This is a genomic window from Microbacterium sp. SORGH_AS_0969, assembly GCF_030818255.1.
Classification (GTDB): domain Bacteria; phylum Actinomycetota; class Actinomycetes; order Actinomycetales; family Microbacteriaceae; genus Microbacterium.
Genome location: NZ_JAUTAG010000001.1, coordinates 2,207,287 through 2,227,852 on the forward strand (window position 1 = coordinate 2,207,287; position 20,566 = coordinate 2,227,852).

A 20,566-nucleotide genomic window follows, 5' to 3' on the forward strand; every position below is an offset into this window, starting at 1 on the left:
ATGAGAAGGATCTTCGCCATCGCCCTGGCCGGTGCGTTGCTCGCCGTGACCGGGTGCGCGGGGAACGCGGCATCCGATCGTCCGCTCGTCGTGGTGACGACCAACATCCTCGGTGACGTCGTGTCGCAGCTCGTCGGCGACGACGTCGAGGTCATGACGCTCATGCGTCCCGGCGCCGACCCGCACTCGTTCGAGATCTCGGCAGCGGAGGCGGCGCGCATGCGCTCGGCCGACCTCCTCGTGGCCAACGGTCTTGGACTCGAGGAGGGGCTGCAGCAGCACCTCGACGCCGCGGCGGCCGAGGGGGTGCAGACCTTCGTCGCCGGCGACGCCGTCACGGTGTTGCCCTACACGTCGACCGATGCCGACGGGGCCGACGATCCGCACTTCTGGACCGACCCCGCGCGGATGATCGCGGTCGTCGATGCCCTCACCCCGGTGCTCGAGAGCCTCGGAGGCACCGCGGTCGTCGATCACGCTGCCGCGTACCGCGCCGAGCTCGAGGATCTGGATGCCGAGATGACCGCCGCGTTCGCCGCGATCCCGGCCGAGCGACGCGCTCTCGTCACCAACCACCACGTGTTCGGCTACCTCGCCGACCGCTTCGGCTTCCGCGTGGTGGGGGCGGTGATCCCCGGCGGCACCACCCTGGCTGCTCCGAGCGCGAGCGACCTCGCCGATCTCGTCGCGGCGGTCGACGACGCCGGAGTTCCCACGATCTTCGCCGAGTCGTCGTCGCCCGATCGGCTCGTCCAGGCGCTCGCCGACGAGGCCGATCGCGACGTCGAGGTGATCGAGCTGTACACGGAGTCGCTCACCGACGCCGACGGGGGCGCCCCCGACTACCTGACCATGATGCGCGTCAACACGGAGCGCATCGCCCGCGGCCTGTCGCCCTGAGCGGCTGCCGCCCCTCCCGAAAAGAAAGAGAAATCACATGCGAAGTTCTTCCTTCCGCGCGGGTTCCCTCCGCCGTGCGGGCCTGATAGCTCTCGCGGTCGGCGCGACCGTCGGACTCACGGCGTGCGCGGGTGGTGCCGGCTCCGCCGCGCCCGCGTCGAGTGCCCCGGCGGACACCGGGACCCGCGTCGCCCTGTCGTACCCCGGCGGCATCGTCGTGCTCGACGGCGCGAGCCTCGAGACCCTCGCCGACGTCACCTCCGAGGAGTTCACGCGCCTGAACTCCGCGGGCGACGGCCGCCACGTCATGGTCACCACGAGCGAGGGCTTCCAGGTCCTGGATGCCGGGACGTCCTCGACCGAGCCCGAGCTGACCGACCTCGTGTTCCCGGCGTCCAAGCCCGGCCACGTCGTGACGCACGGCGGCAAGACGGTGCTTTACGCCGACGGCACGAGCGACTCGACGATCTTCGACACCGATGCCCTGCTGGCATCCACGGACGCGCTTCCCGCGGTCGAGACGATCCCCGGTGTCGAGGCGCACCACGGCGTGTCGATCGTGCTCGAGGACGGCTCGTTCGTCACGACCGTCGGCAACGCGAACGGTCGCACGGGCATCGTCGTGAAGGATCCGTCGGGGGCCACCGTCGCCGAGAACGCCACCTGTCCCGGCGTGCACGGCGAGGGAACCACCGAGGGAGAGGTCGTCGTCTTCGGCTGCGAGAACGGCGCGCTGATCTACGCCGACGGCGAGATCACCAAGGTCGACGCTCCGGACCAGCCCTACGGCCGCATGGGCAACATCTTCGTCACCGACACCAGCCCGCTCGTGCTCGGCGACTACAAGGACGACCGGGATGCCGAGGGCTACCTCCTGCACCGCGTCGCGGTGATCGACACCGAGGCGAAGACCCAGACGGTCGTCGACATGCCGGAGGGTGCCGAGTACACGTTCCGCGACCTCGCGCGTGGCCCCGGAGACCTCGGCTACATCCTCGCCTCGGACGGCGCGATCCACGTCTTCGATCTCGAGAAGGGCGCGTTCACCGATTCGTTCCCCGTCATCGACGCGTGGGAGGGGCCCGTCGAATGGCAGAACGCCCACCCCGCCATCAAGGTCTCGGGCGACATCGCCTACGTGACCGAGCCGGCGAAGAACGCCGTGCACGCGGTCGATCTCACCTCGGGCGAGGTCGTGAAGAGCGCGACGCTCGACGTCACCCCCAACGAGATCGCGCTGACCCGCTGATCCTCACCGACCGCCCCGGTCGTACGCCACCTGCAGTGCCCTGCGCACCGCGCGTACGCCGGGGCGGTCGGCCGTTCCGCGCCGGACGGCCGTGAACACCTCGCGGCGCGGCTCGCCCGGCAGGTCGACCAGCCGCACCGCCGGGGCGTCGCCGGCGAAGACGAGGTCGGGGATCATGCCGACGGCGTGACCGGATGCCACGAGCCGCACGTGCGCGGTCAGGTCGGCCATCTCGAACCTCACGTCGGGCTCGAAACCGGCGGCTCGGCACTGCTGGGTCGCCCACTGCCGGGCGGCGGTGCCCACCGGCTCCATCACCCAGGCGCGGTCGCGCAGGTCGTCGAGCCGCGCTGCGGGGTCGTCTCGGGAGACCGCCAGGCGGATGGCATCCCGCCCCAGCAGGCTCCGCTCGATGCCGCCGCGGTGCTCGCGCGTGTGGCCGGGGTACTGCTCGGCGACAGCGAGGTCGAAGCCGCGAGCGGCCACCTCGAACAGGCCCTCCTCGGGAGCGAGCTCGGCGACTTCGATGCGCATCCCCGGCTCGCTCTCGGCGAGGGCGTCGAGGGTGCGAGGGAGCAGGCCGTGGGCGGCGGACTGCATGACCGCGACGCGCACGGGCGCGAGGGACGGGCGAAGGCGTTCGAGCTCCGCGCGGGCGGCTTCGTCGGCGGCGAGCATGCGCGCGGAGTGGGCGGCGAGGGCCGCGCCCTGCGCGGTGAGGCGGAGGCGGCGGCCGTCGGGCTCGAGCAGCGGGACGCCGGCCTCCTTCTCGAGGAGCGAGAGCTGCTGCGAGATCGTCGAGGGGCTGTAGGAGAGGGCCTCGGCGACGGCGGCGAGGGTTCCGCGGATCGACAGTTCGTGCAGCAGGCGGAGACGGCGCAGATCGAACATGGCATCCCTTCGCTTTCATCGAAGATAACTCATTGCTATTGATCGCTTTTCCCGATGAGATCCGGGCTGCACACTGAGGGCATCCGAGGAAGGATCGCCATGTCGCTCACCGACCAGCACGCCCCCGCCACTCCCGCAGCCCTCGTGTCTCCGCACGAGCTCGCAGACGAGGCGATCGCCCTCGTGCGCCGCTGGCTCGCCGAGAGTCGCGACGAGCCCGTCGACGTCTCGGCCGAGCGTCTCGCCGGCGTGCTGCGCGATCCGCACGGCCTCGACTTCACCGTCGGTTTCGTCGACGGTGTCGTGCGCCCCGAGGACGTGCGGGTCGCCGCGCGCAACCTCGCCGCGCTGACCCCGCTCATCCCGGGGTTCCTCCCGCTGCACCTGAAGGCCGCGATCCGCCTCGGCGCGTTCACCGCGCCGATCCTCCCGCGAGTCGTCGTGCCCGCCGCACGCCTCGCGCTGCGGTCGATGGTGCGTCACCTCATCGTCGACGCGAGCGATCACAAGCTCGGCGCGGCCATCACCGCGATCCGCGGCCGAGGAGACGGCATCCGTCTCAATGTGAACCTTCTCGGTGAGGCGATCCTCGGCAAGAAGGAGGCAGCGCGCCGGCTCGCCGGCACCCGCAGGCTCCTCGCGCGCGACGACGTCGACTACGTCTCGATCAAGGTCTCGTCGACCGTCGCCCCCCACACGCCGTGGGCGTTCGACGCCGCCGTCGCCGATGCCGTGTCGGCTCTGCGCCCGCTGTACCGCGTGGCGAAGCAGACCGGCACCTTCCTCAACCTCGACATGGAGGAGTTCAAAGACCTCGACCTCACCCTCGCGGTGTTCGAGACCCTGCTCGGCGAGCCGGAGTTCCACGGTGTCGAGGCCGGCATCGTGCTGCAGGCCTATCTGCCCGACGCCCTCGCCGCGACGATCCGCCTGCAGGAGTGGACCGCCGCGCGGGTGGCATCCGGGGGCGCGCCCATCAAGGTGCGCGTCGTGAAGGGCGCGAACCTGCCCATGGAGCGGGTCGATGCCGACGTGCACGACTGGCCGCTCGCGACCTGGCCGTCGAAGCAGGCGACCGACGCTTCTTATAAGGCGGTGCTCGACTACGCGCTGCGGCCGGAGCACACGAAGAACGTGCGGATCGGCATCGCGGGACACAACCTGTTCGACGTCGCCCTGGCCTGGCTGCTCGCGGAGCGGCGGGGCGTCACGGCCGGCATCGAGGTCGAAATGCTCCTGGGCATGGCCACCGCGCAGCAGGCCGTCGTGCGCCGCACCGTCGGGTCGATCCTGCTCTACACGCCGGTGGTGCACCCGCAGGAGTTCGACGTCGCGATCGCGTACCTCATCCGACGGCTCGAGGAAGGGGCGTCGAGCGAGAACTTCATGTCGGCGGTGTTCGACCTCGACACCCACGAGGCGCTGTTCGCCCGCGAGCGCGATCGCTTCCTCGCATCCCTCGCCGATATGCCTTCCGGCGTTCCCGCCTCGAACCGGGTGCAGGATCGCACCGCGCCCGCTGCTCCCGCGCCGACCCGGGGCTTCCGCAACACCCCCGACTCGGACCCGGCGATCGAGGCGAACCGGCGGTGGGCCGCCGGGATCGTGACGCGGATGCAGGGCTCTTCGCTGGGCATCGACACGATCGCGGCCCACACCGTCACCGACGAAGCGGCTCTGAACACATTGATTCAGGATGCCGCGGACGCCGCCGCCGCGTGGCACGCGCTCGGGGCCGACGGGCGCGCCGAGATCCTGCACCGGGCCGGCGATGCCCTCGAGGCGCGTCGCGCCGACCTCATCGAGGTCATGGGCGCCGAGTGCGGCAAGGTCATCGAGCAGAGCGACCCCGAGGTGTCGGAGGCGATCGACTTCGCGCACTATTACGCCGAGCAGGCCCGGGCGCTCGCGTCGATCGACGGAGCGCGGTTCACCCCCGTCGGTGTCACCGTCGTGACCCCGCCGTGGAACTTCCCCGTCGCGATCCCCGCAGGCTCCACTCTCGCGGCGCTCGCCGCGGGCTCCGCCGTCGTCATCAAGCCCGCGGCACTCGCCGAGCGCTCCGGCGCCGTGATGGTCGAGGCGCTGTGGGAGGCCGGCGTTCCTCGCGACGTGTTGAAGCTCGTGCAGGTGTCGGAGAACGACCTGGGTCGGCAGCTGCTCACGCACCCCGCGGTGGAGCGCGTCGTGCTGACGGGTGCCTATGAGACGGCCGAGCTGTTCCGCTCGTTCCGTCCCGACCTTCCTCTGCTGGCCGAGACGAGCGGAAAGAACGCCGTGATCGTCACCCCCAGTGCCGACCTCGACCTCGCCGCGAAGGACATCGCGATGTCGGCGTTCGGGCATGCCGGTCAGAAGTGCTCCGCGGCATCCCTCGTCGTCCTCGTCGGCTCCGTCGCCCGCTCGCGCCGCTTCCGCGACCAGCTCGTCGACGCGGTGATCTCGCTCGAGGTCGGGATGCCGTGGGACGAGGCCTCGCGCGTCGGCCCCCTCATCGAGCCCGCGCAGGGGAAGCTGCTCTCGGCGCTGACCACTCTGGAGCCCGGCCAACGTTGGGTCGTCGAGCCGCGCCGCCTGGACGACGAGGGTCGTCTGTGGCGTCCCGGCATCCGCGGGGGCGTGCAGCCCGGTAGCGCCTTCCACCGGACGGAGTACTTCGGTCCCGTGCTCGGCATCATGACTGCCGAGACGCTCGACGAGGCGATCGACATCGTCAACGCGATCGAGTACGGCCTCACCTCCGGTCTGCACGCGCTCGACTCCGGCGAGATCGACGCCTGGCTCGCGCGCATCGAGGCGGGCAACGTCTACGTCAACCGCGGCACCACGGGAGCGATCGTGCAGCGCCAGCCCTTCGGCGGATGGAAGAAGTCGGCGGTGGGTGCGGGAACCAAGGCCGGCGGCCCGCACTACCTGTTCGGGTTCGGATCGTGGACGGATGCCGAGAACGAGGCCGTTGCGGGTCCGGACGCGCTCGCCGCTCCGGCGCTCGCCGCCGTGCCCGCCGCGGACCGTGCGTGGCTGGCATCCGCTCTCGCGAGCGACTCCGCCGCATGGGCCTCGGAGTTCTCGCTCGCGCGCGATGTGACGGGGCTCGAGTCGGAGCAGAACGTGCTGCGGTACGCGGCGGTGCCGGTGACCGTGCGGGTGGAGGAGGCGTCGGAGACGACGCTGGTGCGGGTCGTCGCCGCGGGGGTTCGGGCCGGTTCCCCGGTCGTCGTGAGCTCCGCGCGAGAACTGTCTCCCGCGGTGCGTGCGTGGCTCGAGGGAGTGAGCGTCGGCTTCGCCGTCGAGGACGCCGCGGAGTGGGGCCGTCGCGCCGCACGTCTCGCGCGTTCGGGTGGCCGCGTGCGCCTGCTGGGTGGGTCGATCGCCGCGGTCGCGGAGGTCACCGGGGGATCGCCATCGGTGGCCGTCTACGCCGGCGACGTCACGCGCGCCGGGCAGGTCGAGCTGCTGCCCTTCCTGCGGGAGCAGGCCGTGTCGATTACCGCGCACCGCTTCGGGACACCGCGGCGGCATGCGGTGCCGCCGCTGGTGTCCGCCGGCTGAGTTCGTGGCGCCGTCGGGTATCGCAGCCGTGCGCGCGCCGTCAGGCGGAGTTCGGTGTCGGCGCGCGGAACCGCGTGGGTGCGCGGCGGCGTGTCGCGTCTCGACTCCGCATGACGGTCCGCCCGTGGTCGCGGGTCAGGCCGTGCCCGAGGCCGTCACCCGCTCGGCCGCACGTCGAACCGAGGCCGGAACGGGCGTCCCCTCCCGCGTCTGAGGCGACGTGACGGGGTCGCCCACGCTCATCCGCAGCGGTAGCGTGCCGGCCCACACCGAGCGGTCCTCACCGTCGTCGTCCTCCTCGACCATCGAACCGGCATTGTCCTTGACGCTGGCCACGGCGAGCGGGATACGCAGCACCATGGTCGCGGCCAGTTCTCGTCCCGTCATCGGTCGCACCTCGAGGCCGCGCCCCGGCATGAGGTGCTCCGAGAGCGTCAGGAGCGCCGCTTCTTTCTCCTCGGCGGGAACCACGGATGCCACCCCGTGCACGACGGCGCACCGGTACCGCATCGAGCTGTCGAACAGGGAGCGCGCGTACTTCAGGCCCATGAGGTGGGTCACCGTGACGCACACCGGCGCGCCCGCGGCGATGCGGCGGAAGAAGTCGCTTCCGGTCGACCCGTGGATGAGGAGGTCGTCCCCGTCGCGGCCGATGCCGATCGGAAGCGCCACGGGGCGATCGTCGCGCACGATAGCCAGGGTGGCGGAGAGGGCGCCGTCGATCACGTCGTACAGGGCCGCACGATCGGTGACCTGGTAGTGGGATTCGCGGCGGACGCGGGTTTGGGCGGTGAGAGGGAGGTCGGTCATTCTCCGAGTTCACTCGATCGACTGGTCTAGTACGTAGACCAATTCGTGCCGTTCCGCGTGGACCAGTGGCAAACTGTCGCGGTGATCTCCCTTGGCATCCTGGATCGGCGCTCCGCCGTGCCCCTGCATGAGCAACTCGCGCACGGCTTGCGAGCCGCTGTTCTGGACGGGCGCGTGAGCGGTGGAGAGCCGGTGCCCTCCACGCGAGCCCTCGCCGCCGACCTGGGGGTCGCCCGGGGAACGGTCGTGGCGGCGTATGAGATCCTCGCGGGCGAGGGCTACCTTCTCGCCACTCCGGGGGGAGGGACGGTGGTCGCCGATCTTGTAACCCGTTCGGCCGAGCGACCCGCGCCGACGGTGGTGCCCGCGGCCGCGTCGGACGATGAGGTCGATCTCAGTCCCGGCCGCCCCCGCACCGAGGGTCTCTCTGACGCAGCCTGGCGCTCGGCCTGGCGGCGGGCGGCCGCCCTCGACCCGGCGTCGGACGTCGACGACGCGCAGGGGTTCCCCGCCCTGCGCGCGGAGATCGCGAGGCACCTCGGGCGCACCCGCGGTCTCGGGGTCGCGGCGGACGACGTCATCGTCACCGCCGGCACCAGCGATGCGATGCTGCTGACCCTGCTCGCGCTCGGATCCGAGCGCGGTCGGGAGCGACTTCGCGTGGGCATCGAGGACCCGGGCTACCCTCGCGTGCGCATGGTCCTTCGGCGTCTCGGTATCGACTCTGTGCCGATCCCCGTACGGGTGGGATCCGGGCTCGATCTCGACGCCCTCGCTCAGCACCGCGATCTCGACGCGCTGATCGTGACGCCGAATCACCACTACCCGCTGGGCAGTCGACTGGATGCCGAACAGCGGGCGGTCCTTCTGGCCTGGGCCGCAGAGGAGAACGTGATCGTCGTCGAGGACGACTACGACAGCGAGTTCCCGCACGGGCGGGCACCCCTGCCGCCCTTGGCGCTCCTGGATCCGTCCCGCGTGGTGCTGATCGGCAGCATGTCGAAGGTCCTAACGCCGGCCGTGCGGTGCGGATGGGTCGTCGCTTCCGGACCGGTGGGCGAGCGGATCCGTGCGACGCGCGAGGACCTCGATCTCCCGGTCTCGCTCGTGCAGCAGCATGCGTTGGCGCTGTACCTCGCCGAGGGGGCGCTCGCCCGCCATACGGCCCGACGGCGGCGCGACTACCGGCATCGTCGGCAGCTGCTGCTCGAGGCGTTCGCGAACGTGCCGGGGGTCGAACTCGTGGCGACGGACGGTGGACTGCACGCCGTGGTCCTGCTCGCCGGACAGGGACTCGACAAGGAACGCGCGATCGTGGCCGGCGTGGCTGAGAGCGGTGTGCGGGTCGAACCGCTGTCACGGTACGCGGCTGGCGTTGCGTCTGCGCCGCTTCCCGCGGGTTTCGTGTTCGGGTACGCCGAGCCGTCGACCGTGGCTCTCATGGAGGCGGTCGCTGCGATGATCGGCGTCCTGCGGGCCGAAGTCGCGGGCAGCGGTGCGGCGGAAAGGCTGAGTGGTCCCTAATCGGGCCGGGTGAGCCACCCCGCCCCGTACAGGATCTCTCGCCCGATGTCATCGGGGGAGCGCCCGTTCGTCGCGATCCGCGCATCGGCGGCGTGTGCGTCGAGCTCCGCGGCCGCGCGTCTGCTCCGGGCGATGTGCTCGTCGACGGACGTGCCCCACTCGCGCCGAGCGAGTCTCTCCGCTGCGGCAGCGTCGGTCGATGTCAGCAGAACGGTGTGGGCCCGCACCTCGCCACCGGCCGCCGCCAGCGCGGCCGACAGGGCCTCGACCTGCGCGATGCTCACGGTGTTCGTGAACAGCAGCCGGTGGTATCCGAGGGCTCGATAGGCGGCCCACATCGAGGTCAGATTGTGCTCAGCGAGAGCAATACCCTCTCGCCAGGGTTCCGGATATGCCTGGTCGAGATTGTCGCCCTCGATGACGGCGTGCCGTACGCCGTGTGCCGCGAGGATTCGCGACGCTTCCGCAGCCACCGTGGATTTGCCCACGCCGGATCGGCCCCCGATGAAGATGACTTCTGTGAGCGGCATGTCCTTCGGTGGGACACCGCCGCGAAGCACGCGCATCATCCCCGAATTATGTCGGCATCGCGCGATCGGTGCGGCGTCGGGGTCGAAAACGTTCCGTCAAAACGGCGCGGCGTCCGGCGGGGTCGAGATTGCGGTGGTGTAGCCCTCGCCCGCTCCGTCTGAATCCGGGAGGAACATGATCCGCGGCGGCGGAGTCTCCGTCACGTGCTGACCCAGCGGACTCCGGAAGCGGAGCGTGCCGTCAGACTCCTGAGTCACGCTCCACGCCGTCTCTGTCTTGAGGGTGTGATGCCGCACGCACAGGTGGCACAGGTTCGTCAGCGTGGTCGCGCCGCCGTGCTGTGCTTCGTGATTGTGATCGAGCTGGCACCGGGTCAGCGGTGCACGGCACCCCGGAGCGCGACAGTGCTGGTCGCGCGCAGCGAGGTAGCGGCGCTGGGCGGCGGACGGGCTGTAACGGTCGACCTCGAGCACCGTGCCCGTGACGGGGTCGCACAGGACGCGATCCCACCCCGGAGCGTGGGCAGCGAGGTGCCGTGCCGACTCCGGGTCGATGGGGCTTCGCCCGGCGACGGCCGCACCCGCGTCGGTGTGCCCGAGGAGCGTCAGCACGGGCACAGTGATCTGGACCTGAGCGCGAATCGCGCCGAGGCCGCCGGGACACGTCGCCTCGGTCGTCGGGTCGATCGTCGGAGCGGCCGTCAGGAGAAGGTCGGCGCAGAGATCGGCCCCGATCTGCGCGAGCGTCCGCTCGTCAGGGGAAACGCGAGGGGTGTCCGCCCGTGAAGGGGTCGCGCGATCGGCCGCTGTCGCGGTGTCACCGGGGAGCCCGCCCGTCGCGAGCTCGTCGGTTCCGCCATCTCCGGCCACCGCTCTGCTCGACGCCCGGATCACCGCGGCCTGTCGGCGCAGACGGTCCCGGATGCCATAGGCCACGGTCGCGGACAGGATGACGCTCAGCTCGGCCATGCCGTCCGCGAGGTCGCGAACGCTCACTCCCCGCGCTCGTGCTGCGCGGGCATGCCGAGTTGTCATCCCCTCCGGCTGAACACTCTCCGCGAGTTCGCGCGCGAAGGCCCGCACGCGCGCCGGGGAGTCTCGTTCCGCGCGGGAGAGAACGACCTCCTCCCACCCTCTTCGCGTCTCGTCGTCATCAATGGCGACCCCTGTCTCGAGCACCGCCTGAACGTGCCGGAGCGTGATGCGACCCGATTCGAGCGCATCGACCGTTGAGCTGAATTTCTCGGTCAGCGTGTACGCGTCGTCGAGCTCTCGCTGGACGGTCAGGTCGTGCGACTTGGTCGCCACCGCGATCTCGAGAGCCGCCGAACGGATCGGCATCTCGCGTTCTCGTGACGCGCGGGAGCCTGCCCGTGCGACCTCTGCGAGTGCGATCTGCATGACCTCTGCTCGCTGCCGGATCAGCGTGGCCTGCAGGCGCGCGACGTCGGCGGTGACCGCGCGGATCTCGGCGACCAGCGCGCGGAGGCGGTCGCCGTCGTCGGGACTCGGCCCCATGGGAGAGGGGGGAGCGAGGAGATCGGTCATGGCTCCACGATAGAAACTATGTTCGAATGTCTCAATCGAACTCACCCCGCTGTCGCGGAATCTCACCCGAGTACGCGCGCGCCGTCGCCGTCGCACTCGAGGCCTCCGACCTCGAGCGCCCCCACCCTCCTCACCCCTCGAGAATCTCCAACGCCGCCATCGCCGCGTTCTGTCCCCCGATCCCGCTCACCGCGCCGCCACGCTGCGCGCTCGACCCGCACAGCAGCACGCGCGAGTGCGCCGTCGCGACGCCCCATCGCGCGGACGGGGTGGCAACGGGCGCAGCAAGCCACGGCCACGACAGTCCGCCGTGGAAGATGTTCCCGCCGACCATGTTGAGCGATTCCTCGAGATCCGCGGTGGTGCGCGCCTCGATGCACAACCGCCCGTCCGGCGCCCGCAGGATGCAGTCCCGCAGCGGCTCGTCGAGCACCGCGTCGAGGGATTGCTGCGCTGCCGCCAATAGGCGCGCGCCGGCCGCGACGGGATCGGTGTCGTCGATGAGGCGATGCGGCACGTGAAGCCCGAAGAGCGTCAACGTCTGCGCTCCGCTCGCGCGCAACTCCTCGCCGAGGATCGACGGATCGGTCAGCGAGTGGCAGTAGATCTCGAGGGGAAGCGGATCCGGCAGCATCCCGCCCGTCGCCGCGACGAAGGCCGAGTCGAGCTGCGTCATGGTCTCGTTGACGTGGAACGTGCCCGCAAACGCCGCCTCGGGTGAGACGGAGCGGTCGCGAAGTCGGGGGAGCCGCGAGAGCAGCATGTTGACTTTCACCTGTGCTCCCTCCGGCTCGTCGACCGAGGTCGGTGTCCCGCCGGCCGTCAGGAGCCGCGCGAGCACCGCTTCCCCGACGCCGCTGAGCACGAGCGAGCCGTAGAAGACCTCGGGTCGATCGGTCACACCGTGCACTTCTCCGTCGGGGGAGACCGACACGACGTCGATGCCCGTGAGGATCTCGGCCCCGGCTTCGCGCGCGACCCGCTCGAGCTCGGCCGTGACGGCGCCCATCCCGCCCACGGGGACGTCCCAGTGCCCGGTCTCGCCGCCGATCACGTGATAGAGGAAGCACCGGTTCTGCGCGAGCGACGGATCGTCCGACGACGCGAAGGTCCCGATGAGTCCGTCGGTCAGCGCGATCCCGCGCACGAGGTCGCTCTCGAACGACGAGCGCAGCAGGTCGCCGAGCGGACGCGAGGTGAGCGCCGACCACAGCTCGTCGTCACCCACGCGGTCCCGAACCTCGTCCTCGGTCGGCAGCGGCTCCGTCATGGTCGGGAAGACCGCGCGCGCCAGCGGCGCCAGACGCTCCCCGAACGCCGCGTACCTCTCGGCGTCGCCGGCATCACCGAGCGTTCGGGTGAACGAGGCGGCGGTGGCCTCGGCATCCTGTGTGTCGATCAGGATCCCGCGCGATGGATCAGCCGGATCCGGCGTGTACGACGAGTACCGCCGACGCCGTAGGTCGATCCGCAGGCCGAGATCGTCGATGATCTTCCGCGGCAGCAGACTGACCAGGTACGAGTACCGCGACAGGCGTGCATCGACCCCCGCCCACGGTCGTTCCGACACGGCGGCGCCGCCCACGGCATCCGACCGTTCGAGAACCACCACCGATCGCCCTGCCCGGGCGAGGTAGGCCGCGGCGACGAGGGCGTTGTGTCCTCCTCCCGCGATGACGACGTCGTACCGGCGAGTTTCCGAAGCGGTCATGCCCCCACGCTAGCGATGACCCCGAATCGCACCGAGGGGGTGGCGCAGTAGCGTGGATGCCATGACCCTCGCCGCGGAACTGCTCGACATCGCCACCCGCATCGCCCGAGAGGCCGGTGACCTCGCACGTCGCCGCCGAGAAGAAGGAGTGACGGTCGCCGCGACCAAATCGGCCGCCGCCGACATCGTCACCGCCGCCGACCGCGAGGTCGAGGCGTTCGTGCGCGCCGAGCTGGAGCGCGTGCGTCCGGGGGACGGGTTCTTCGGAGAGGAGTCCGCGGCCACCGAGAGCGCCACCGGCGTCACGTGGGTCGTCGACCCGATCGATGGCACCGTCAACTACGCCTACGGTATCCCGGCGTGGGCGGTCAGCATCGCCGCCGTCGAGGGCCCCGCGGATCCGGCCGAGTGGGTCGCGCTCGCCGGTGCGGTCTACAACCCCCTGACCGGCGAGATGTTCCGCGCCTCGCGCGGTGGGGGCGCCTGGCTCGGTGACACGCGTCTCGCGGTGACGAACGATGTGGGCGAGGCCGGGGGCCTCGTCGCCACCGGCTTCGGATACGACCCCGCCACGCACCCGCCCACTCTTGCTCAGCTCGGCCGGGTCATGCCCATCGCGCGCGACGTCCGCCGCATCGGGGCGGCCTCGCTCGACCTCGCCTCGGTCGCCGCCGGACGAATGGATGCCTATTACGAGAAGGGCACCAACCCCTGGGATCACGCGGCGGGGGCGCTCCTCGTCGAGGAAGCGGGTGGCATGCTCGGGGGCGCTCCCGGGGGCCGTCCGGGCAAGGGAATGGTCATCGCCGCGGGGCCCGCGTTCTTCCCGCGCCTGGAGGAGCTGCTCGACTACGACAGGTGAGATCGGGGCTGCACTCATGGCATTCACAGTCCCGCCGGGTTAGTCTGTTTACCCGATCGTTATTTTCGCGACCCGAACAAGCGGAAATGGCAAAAGCCCCGAAAGCCCGAAGCCGTCGCGCCTGCGACACGACACGAGAGCCATCGCGCGTTGCCGTCAGAAGCCCCAGAGACTGAGCCCGCCCGCACCCGGCGATCCAGTCGACCCACCGCAGTGCCCGCCTCGACCCCGCAGCTCACGCGGGCCGAGATGCGCCGCCGCACCGCTCCCGCCGTCCTGGATGAATCGACTCCGGATGCCGCCACCCCCAGCGAACCCGCCCCGGTCGATGCCGAGGTGGCTGCCCAGTCGGCCATGGTCGAGCAGGTTGCCGCGGCCGTCGTCGAGACCGTCATCGCCGCGACGATCGAGCCCACGCTTCCTCCCCGCCGACGGTCGAGCCGCGCGGCCGAGGCGACCCCGGCTTCCGAGCAGCGTTCCTCCGAGGCCGGCGTCGAGGTCCTGGCATCCGAGTCCTCCTCCGTCGACGCCGATGCCCTGTCGGTGACCGTCGTCGACGAGCGCCAGTCCGACGAGGGCGACATCGCGGTCATCCTGCAGAGCGCCGAGCCCGCGACCGCGACCACCCCGGTCACGCTGCCGACCTCTCCCATCACTCTTCCCGCCACGCGGCGGACCCGTCGTCGACCCGTGGCCCCCGCGGAGATCGCGGACACCGAGGCGCAGCCTCAGACCGTGAAGCCCGAGGCCGCAAAGCCCGCGCAGGACGCGCCCACGGGCGCTTCTTTCGGTCCCGCCGCGACCACGGCCGCTGACAGCGACGTCGTGGACGAATTCGAGGCGGCCGCCCGCCTCTTCGCTTTCACCGGCGAGCCCTCCGAGCAGTCGGCCCCCAAGGTCGCCGCCCCCACCCAGCCCGTCACTCAGGGACTCCCGGTCGCCGCGGCTCCCCGCACGCGTCGGAACGGCCGCCGCATCGCGGCCGCGTCGTTCTCGGTCGGTGTCATGGGTCTCGTCGGCCTGATGACCGTCGGCATGACCATGCCCGTGAGCGCGCTGGCTTCGGCCAGCGGTACGTCGAGCGTCACGGCGCCCGACACCACCCAGCCCGCGACCGTCACGCTCGCGGCCGGTGACACGTCGGGCGGAGACGTCGGCGACAGCCAGGCCATCCAGGCGTACGTGGCCCCCGCCGAGTCGCAGGCCGCCGTCGTCGACCGCGCCGACGACGGCTACCAGGCGTCGACCTACGCGCAGATGGCCATCGACTCGGGCATCAAGTACCCGTCGAACTTCTACGTCAACAACCCGAACTCGCCCATCCAGTGGCCCTTCGCGGTCGGCGTGTCGATCTCGTACGGCTTCGGCATGCGCGACGGCGGCTTCCACGAGGGCGCCGACTTCGTGCCCGGCGAGGGTGCCCCCGTGCAGGCGATCGCCGACGGAACCGTCCGCATCGCGACCGAGCAGGGCGGGGCCTTCGGCGTCACCGTGCTGATCGACCACGAGATCGACGGTCAGCTCGTCTCGAGCCGCTACGGACATATGCAGTACGGCTCGCTGCAGGTCACCCCGGGCGAGCACGTGCACGTCGGACAGTTCCTCGGACGCACCGGCAACACCGGCCGCTCGTTCGGTGCTCACACGCACGTCGAGATCCTTCAGAACGGCACCACGCCGATCGACCCGATCGCGTGGCTGCGGCAGCACGCGGGAGGCTGACCGATTGGGGAATCGGGCCTCGGCTCTGATATCCTCTTCTAGTTGCCCGGAGAGATCCGGGTACGCCCCGATAGCTCAGTGGCAGAGCACTTCCATGGTAAGGAAGGGGTCGTCAGTTCAATCCTGACTCGGGGCTCAAGGCATCACTTTCGAACACCGGATGCCGTGCGGCGGGGTAGCTCAGTTGGTGAGAGCGCACGACTCATAATCGTGAGGTCGCGGGTTCAAGCCCCGCTCCCGCTACTTCTCAGAGGGGTTAGCTGCCTTACTCGAACAATCCTCGAGGCCAGGGCGGACCCTCCGCGTGGATCGTGCGGTGGTTGCTTAGATCGATGTTCTCCGGGAAACGCTTTCCTTGCCCGTCGCGGAACTATTGGTTCGTACCAAGCTCGGCCCGGAAACGATCGTTTTCGGCGACCACCTACTCCGATGCGACTCTGCATGGCGGGAGGTCCACGGTGCCGGCGGATCCGCACGTCAGTCGCATGCCCCATGTTCGATCGCGCCGACAGTTCACCATCTTGAACTCCGACCAGTCGTAGCTTCCGAACTTGCCGGGCCATGCCCAGAAGATGACTGCGGAGTCTTCGAATTTCACCTCAATGCCGGTCTCGGAGAACCAGTCCCACGTTGCAGCACCCGAGTAGACCTCACCTGTGTCGTCCCAACAGATTCCGGAATCGGTCCTCACCCATTGCCCTTCTGGCACATTCGTCAGTTCGGCATTACCCCCGGGCGAGATCATCAACGACATTCTCGGTTCCGTATCGCTGGCATCGGTATCGTTCCGGCCCCCGTCCCAGGCCGCCGGAGGCTGCGGTCTGGATTCGGGTTCGCGCCCACCGCAAGCCGCTAGTCCAATGGTCAGGAGAAGGGTGGCAGAGGCTATCGCGGCTAGGCGTCGGAGCATTGCATCATCTCTGTTGGTAGGCCAGTGGGGACACTCTGAGGCGTCGATGTTGCGGGCTCCGGAGATGAGCCCATCCGCGTGGGGACTGCCGCACGAGCCGACCTCGTTGACCCCGTCCTCTGCTGGTTTCGACGCAAGCTAGCGGCGCGGGCCGAGCAACCCAAGGTTCACTCCGCCGAGAACAATTGATCTCGCGCTACCCCCGTTGAATCAGCTTTGCGCCCGATGACCATCACAGCGGTTGCAAGGACCATGCCGAGGAGTCCGACGAGTGCTCCGGGGATAGTCAGCCCTGTCAAAGTCATAAGGTCGCTATTCGATCCGCTTGTCGCGCCAACGAGATAGGCGGCAACCGTGACGCTCGCCCAGACCAGCGTCACCGTGGACGTCAGCAGAAGAGAGGGAGCCGCGGTAAGGGTCCCGAGACCGCTTATGCACCTCGCAGCGCCTACGCAAAGGCCCACGGCCAAGAGCGCGAGAGCGGAGGCAATTGCGATCGCATAGCCTTCCTCTCCTTCGTCTGTGTAGCTAGCCGTGGACGCGAAGAAGAGAACCGCAGTCAGGACGCAGAACACGGCGACTGATACGCAGACCAAGGCTGCGAACGCGGCGCGCCAATGGATAGCCCGCCGCTCTCGAGCATGCAGTGCGCCGGGCGATTCAGACCTGATTCTGGTGACCCCCACGCCGCGAGCCTAGTCCCGTTTGCCTGTCAACTCCGTACGTGGTGTCGCGAAGTCGACTGATCTCCGACGGCGCTAGCCGTTTGCGCATTTGATGAGCGTGGACGTCAACGAGCTTTGCGTAAACAGCGTTCGGCGTGTTGCGAAAACTAACCGGTTTCGGCTCGGGTGAAGCCGTGGTGAAAAGCTCCCCTGAACATGCGTGTCGAGTCGACTTGATACCCCGTGCCGAAACGAGAAATGGGTCGAACGACGTGAAGCCATATCTGGGCCACAGGTTGATGCTCGTAACGCCGGGGGCGAGTCACCTCACTTGGGGCTACCGCCGCGCGGGCGCCGGCTGGTATGAAACCGATCGTTTCTGGGTCTAGTGAGGCGCAGCGAGTCTAAGGGTGTGAACTGCCGTGGCGAATGTCGCGTTTGTCGCATTGTTTCGCGTCCGATGAGGAGGACTTCCTCGGAGGCATCGACGGCCTCCTAGAGGTGACGCGGTTGCGGCCCTACTCATGCGATCGTGGACCAGTGAGCTTCGCAGACCTGGATCTTCCTGTTGCAGTGACGACACTTGGCGAGGGTGCAGGTCCGCCGGTGATCGTCCTGCCCGGAGGGCCCTGCCGAGGACCGGAGTACTTAGGTGATCTAGCAGGCTTAGGTGAGACGCGTCAGTTGATCCTGATGCATCCCCGTGGGACCCCTAAAAGCGGCGGCCTCTCCCGCGGTTGGTGGACAGACGCGAACGACGTCATCCTGGTTGCGGATGCACTCGGCCTTCAATCGTGGCCCACTCCGCCGGAACCAGACTCGCTCTCGCCACGGCGACCCAGTTCACGTCGCGGGTTCGTTCCATGGCTCTCATCACCCCGCCCGCATCCTGGCTCACCGACATACCGTCCGACGCCGAATCGATTGCCGAGAAATACTGCGCTCTGGAAGCTCGGGAGGCTCTTGCGCTCGTGTTGACGGACGAACCCTCCACAGAGTTCGAGTTTCATGAGGCCTTCCAAAGGCAGGCGCCTGCGAGCTACGCACACTGGACCGCGGTCGAGCAGAGCCACGCGAAATCGGGAGCCGTCAGTTTAGTAGCGGCGGCGGCATGGTTCGCCGACATTCCTCCGGACGCAGGCGATCGCATCCGAGCAACCCCACAACCACCAACCCTCGCGGTTGCGGGCGATCGGGACCTCCTGACCGGCGTCAAGCCCGTCGCTGGGTACGCCAGCCTTCTTGGCGCTGACTACGCCCTCATCGAAGAGTGCGGCCACTACCCGTGGGTCGAGCAGCCGCAAGCGTTCCGCGGCCGACTGGACGCCTGGCTGAACCGACACGTCTGAGACTCAAGCCGCCGCATGGTCGCGTGACACACCGCGTACATCGGCGTACGTGGGGACTGGCATCGCGGTAGGCGCGGAGTGTTCTCAAACACCGAGCCGTTGGCATCGGCGCCCCTCACGCACGCGTACAACGACCTGTGATAGCGGGCGGACGAAGACTCGAACGCCGCCTAGGTTCGACTCCCACCCCGGGGCCGGCGCTGGATACCTGCCCGAACTAGGGCTTGACGGACACCGTTGTAGCTGACGTCGAAGTGGGCCGCGGTAGCCGCGAGCGACTTGCCGCTCTTATAGAGCGCAGTGGCTTCGCGCACCTGCTCTTCCGACAGGGGCTGACGCCGAAGCTGAACGCCTTCGTCGCGGAGCAGCTTCAGCAGGCCACCCTTCGAAAGGGTGTAGTCGACGCAGAGAGATGGGGTTGTCGCGCCGGACTGGTACTTCTTTACGATCTCATCGACGAGAGAGGGATCAAGCCGACGGCGCAGGAGTCGAGGCGACCTCTTGGAGGGTGCATTGAATACGGGCGTATTCGGCGCTAGGCCAGCCAGTTTCTTCAGTTCCACCAGGGGTGGCGGCAGAAGTGCCGATTTATTCGAGTTGCGGTGTACTGGGCCTACTTCAGGGATAGGACTCGAGTCTTACTCGAACAATTGGCCAAGGCCAAGGCGCGGCACCTCCGCGGCGATGGCTCAGACACGTTCTCTTCCTTGCCCTATCGCGGGTCGCGAGACCATGCTGACCTGCTTTTCGTTGAGTCCAAGCAGCAGAGAGTCGCGGTCACCGGTACTCCGGGTCCGACTGAGCAGCGATCTGCCTGACCGGCATGGAGTGGTTGCTCAGATCGATCACCGTGTTCTGGAATTCGCCGTCCGTTGCCTGGGTCAGCTCGGGAGATAGGTGCTCGATCGGGACGAGAGCAGCTACGCCCTTGCCGTGCCGGGTCAGGACGATGGACTCGCCCCCGAATCGGACGCGGTTGACGAGTTCCGAGAGCTGACCGCGGGCCTCGGAAACTGGAACTTCGTCCGTCATGACACCATGCTACATTATGTGAAATTTGTACAAAATGTAGCGAGGCGAGGTACGTGGTCTATCGGGCGGAGGACGGTCGTAGCTTCGGGTGGCTGTGGGGCGCCACGGTAGGGGCCGCGCTGGGTGACGGTTTATCGATGACGGCCTTCCCGTTGTTGGTCGCCAGTCAGACGCGGGATCCGTTCATCGTCTCTCTTCTGCAGGTCGCGACAGGCCTACCTTGGCTGCTGTTCGGTCTCTTGGCGGGGGCCCTGGTCGATCGATGGGACCGCCGAGCGGTCATGTGGCGCACTGACCTGGCACGCCTTTGCATCGCCCTCTCGCTCGGGGTGCTGGTCGCGCTCGGTCATGCGCCGGTGGCCGTCGTTCTGCTCGCGGCTTTCCTTCTTGCGTGTGGGTCGACGTTGATCCGGAGCGCGGCGCCCGCGTTGCTCCCCACGCTCGTTGCGCGTGAGAAACTGGCGCACGCGAACGGCCGCCTGCAGGCGGGTTCTACCGTTTCGGGCAGCTTCCTCGGTCCCGCCGCGGGAAGCGTGCTGTACTCCCTCTCCGCGGCCGTGCCCTTCCTCACGCAGACGTTCGCCCTGGTCGTGTCGACAGTGTGCGTGTGGCGACTCCCCGCGACCCTCGTGCCGTCAGCATCGCGAACAGGGCGCAGCTCGATCTGGGCTGAGGCCACTGACGGGGTGCGGTGGCTGGCTGCGCACCGAGTTCTGCGCTCCATTGCAGTCGGCACGATTCTGCTCGCCGCCTCAACCGGCGTGCTCCTCGCCGTTCTCGTCATTCATGTGCTGGAGTTCCTACGTCTGCCGCCCGTCGGGTACGGCGTACTCATCAGCGTGTACGCCGGCGGGAGCCTCGCGGGATCACTCCTCACCGCACGACTCCGACACACACTCGGAACCAATCGGTGTCTGCTGACTTCTGCGCTCCTCGGGACTGTGTCCATCGCAGCCCTCGCGATGGCTCCCAACGCAGCTCTCGCAGGAGGCGCCCTCTTCACCCTCGGCGTCGCAACCATGCTGTGGAACATCCTGGCGGTCACGGTCCGACAGGAACTCACCCCAAACCACCTTCTCGGGCGGGTGACGAGCGCGTTCACCGTCGCAAGCGTAGGCACCGCACCCATCGCCGCACCGCTAGGGGGCGTCGTCGCTTCTCTCACCAACACGTCGGTGGCAATCAGCGGCGCAGCGCTGCTCTGCGCATTTGCATGCATTGCCGTCGGTCGACTCCCGTACCTGGATGACACAAAATGGGCCGAATAGATGACGCCATGGTGCGAGACCGATTGACTGCGGGAGCATGTGA

Annotated in this window: 14 protein-coding genes and 2 tRNA genes; 10 read left to right on the plus strand and 6 right to left on the minus strand. The window is 68.9% G+C overall.

Translation table 11 applies throughout. The features are described 5' to 3' along the window. Nucleotides 1-900: a zinc ABC transporter substrate-binding protein AztC gene (gene aztC, locus QE388_RS10250; RefSeq protein ID WP_307385155.1), complete on the plus strand. Its 900-nt coding sequence runs from the start codon at nucleotides 1-3 to the stop codon at nucleotides 898-900. A gap of 37 nt (nucleotides 901-937) precedes the next feature. Then, entirely contained in the window at nucleotides 938-2,149 is a 1,212-nt protein-coding gene (aztD, locus tag QE388_RS10255; RefSeq protein WP_307385156.1) for a zinc metallochaperone AztD, read from the plus strand. 3 nt (nucleotides 2,150-2,152) lie between these two features. Here the strand turns inward: aztD and QE388_RS10260 are convergent, their stop codons facing one another. Beyond that, nucleotides 2,153-3,040, minus strand: a complete 888-nt coding sequence (locus tag QE388_RS10260) for a LysR substrate-binding domain-containing protein (RefSeq protein WP_307385158.1) — start codon at nucleotides 3,038-3,040, stop codon at nucleotides 2,153-2,155. Between the two features lie 99 nt (nucleotides 3,041-3,139). Here QE388_RS10260 and QE388_RS10265 point away from each other — a divergent pair, with 99 nt between their 5' ends. After that, complete coding sequence (locus tag QE388_RS10265; protein ID WP_307385160.1) at nucleotides 3,140-6,592, plus strand: bifunctional proline dehydrogenase/L-glutamate gamma-semialdehyde dehydrogenase; 3,453 nt, start codon at nucleotides 3,140-3,142, stop codon at nucleotides 6,590-6,592. Nucleotides 6,593-6,727: 135 nt separating this feature from the next. Here the strand turns inward: QE388_RS10265 and QE388_RS10270 are convergent, their stop codons facing one another. After that, nucleotides 6,728-7,402: a pyridoxamine 5'-phosphate oxidase family protein gene (locus tag QE388_RS10270; protein ID WP_307385162.1), complete on the minus strand. Its 675-nt coding sequence runs from the start codon at nucleotides 7,400-7,402 to the stop codon at nucleotides 6,728-6,730. An 81-nt stretch (nucleotides 7,403-7,483) separates the two neighbouring features. On the opposite strand from QE388_RS10270, the gene QE388_RS10275 reads away from it, so the two are divergent. Continuing rightward, nucleotides 7,484-8,926: a PLP-dependent aminotransferase family protein gene (locus QE388_RS10275; protein WP_307385163.1), complete on the plus strand. Its 1,443-nt coding sequence runs from the start codon at nucleotides 7,484-7,486 to the stop codon at nucleotides 8,924-8,926. On the opposite strand, the gene QE388_RS10280 is transcribed toward QE388_RS10275, so the two are convergent. From QE388_RS10280 to QE388_RS10290, 3 genes are all read right to left on the minus strand, one after another. Beyond that, a complete protein-coding gene (locus QE388_RS10280) occupies nucleotides 8,923-9,495 on the minus strand; it encodes an adenylyl-sulfate kinase (protein ID WP_307385164.1) in 573 nt (190 codons plus the stop codon). The two genes, QE388_RS10275 and QE388_RS10280, sit on opposite strands and share 4 nt — an antisense overlap. 57 nt (nucleotides 9,496-9,552) lie before the next feature. Next, entirely contained in the window at nucleotides 9,553-11,004 is a 1,452-nt protein-coding gene (locus QE388_RS10285; RefSeq protein ID WP_307385166.1) for an HNH endonuclease signature motif containing protein, read from the minus strand. 130 nt (nucleotides 11,005-11,134) lie between these two features. Then, entirely contained in the window at nucleotides 11,135-12,715 is a 1,581-nt protein-coding gene (locus QE388_RS10290; protein WP_307385168.1) for an NAD(P)/FAD-dependent oxidoreductase, read from the minus strand. A 61-nt stretch (nucleotides 12,716-12,776) separates the two neighbouring features. Between QE388_RS10290 and QE388_RS10295 the strand changes: the two genes are divergently transcribed. The 5 genes from QE388_RS10295 to QE388_RS10315 all read left to right on the plus strand — a co-directional run bounded on the left by QE388_RS10295 (nucleotide 12,777) and on the right by QE388_RS10315 (nucleotide 18,223). Beyond that, on the plus strand, nucleotides 12,777-13,577 hold the full coding sequence (locus QE388_RS10295) for an inositol monophosphatase family protein (protein WP_275799398.1): 801 nt from the start codon (nucleotides 12,777-12,779) through the stop codon (nucleotides 13,575-13,577). Between the two features lie 213 nt (nucleotides 13,578-13,790). Then, nucleotides 13,791-15,299: a M23 family metallopeptidase gene (locus tag QE388_RS10300; protein WP_307385170.1), complete on the plus strand. Its 1,509-nt coding sequence runs from the start codon at nucleotides 13,791-13,793 to the stop codon at nucleotides 15,297-15,299. Between the two features lie 64 nt (nucleotides 15,300-15,363). Further along, a tRNA-Thr gene (locus QE388_RS10305) sits at nucleotides 15,364-15,435 on the plus strand. 33 nt (nucleotides 15,436-15,468) lie between these two features. Further along, a tRNA-Met gene (locus tag QE388_RS10310) sits at nucleotides 15,469-15,542 on the plus strand. 2,126 nt (nucleotides 15,543-17,668) lie between these two features. Next, nucleotides 17,669-18,223 (plus strand): alpha/beta hydrolase, encoded by a 555-nt coding sequence (locus QE388_RS10315; protein ID WP_307385173.1) that lies wholly within the window; start codon nucleotides 17,669-17,671, stop codon nucleotides 18,221-18,223. 777 nt (nucleotides 18,224-19,000) lie between these two features. Here the strand turns inward: QE388_RS10315 and QE388_RS10320 are convergent. Continuing rightward, nucleotides 19,001-19,255, minus strand: coding sequence for a type II toxin-antitoxin system Phd/YefM family antitoxin (locus tag QE388_RS10320; RefSeq protein WP_275799403.1), 255 nt, complete (start codon nucleotides 19,253-19,255; stop codon nucleotides 19,001-19,003). A 53-nt stretch (nucleotides 19,256-19,308) separates the two neighbouring features. On the opposite strand from QE388_RS10320, the gene QE388_RS10325 reads away from it, so the two are divergent. Continuing rightward, nucleotides 19,309-20,523 (plus strand): MFS transporter, encoded by a 1,215-nt coding sequence (locus QE388_RS10325; protein ID WP_275799404.1) that lies wholly within the window; start codon nucleotides 19,309-19,311, stop codon nucleotides 20,521-20,523. Nucleotides 20,524-20,566: the final 43 nt, after the last annotated feature.

Coding starts and splice junctions, on each gene's coding strand:
- aztC (WP_307385155.1), top strand. CDS start 1: ATGAGAAGGATCTTCGCCATCGCCCTGGCCGGTGCGTTGCTCGCCGTG.
- aztD (WP_307385156.1), top strand. CDS start 938: ATGCGAAGTTCTTCCTTCCGCGCGGGTTCCCTCCGCCGTGCGGGCCTG.
- QE388_RS10260 (WP_307385158.1), bottom strand. CDS start 3,040: ATGTTCGATCTGCGCCGTCTCCGCCTGCTGCACGAACTGTCGATCCGC.
- QE388_RS10265 (WP_307385160.1), top strand. CDS start 3,140: ATGTCGCTCACCGACCAGCACGCCCCCGCCACTCCCGCAGCCCTCGTG.
- QE388_RS10270 (WP_307385162.1), bottom strand. CDS start 7,402: ATGACCGACCTCCCTCTCACCGCCCAAACCCGCGTCCGCCGCGAATCC.
- QE388_RS10280 (WP_307385164.1), bottom strand. CDS start 9,495: ATGATGCGCGTGCTTCGCGGCGGTGTCCCACCGAAGGACATGCCGCTC.
- QE388_RS10285 (WP_307385166.1), bottom strand. CDS start 11,004: ATGACCGATCTCCTCGCTCCCCCCTCTCCCATGGGGCCGAGTCCCGAC.
- QE388_RS10290 (WP_307385168.1), bottom strand. CDS start 12,715: ATGACCGCTTCGGAAACTCGCCGGTACGACGTCGTCATCGCGGGAGGA.
- QE388_RS10295 (WP_275799398.1), top strand. CDS start 12,777: ATGACCCTCGCCGCGGAACTGCTCGACATCGCCACCCGCATCGCCCGA.
- QE388_RS10320 (WP_275799403.1), bottom strand. CDS start 19,255: ATGACGGACGAAGTTCCAGTTTCCGAGGCCCGCGGTCAGCTCTCGGAA.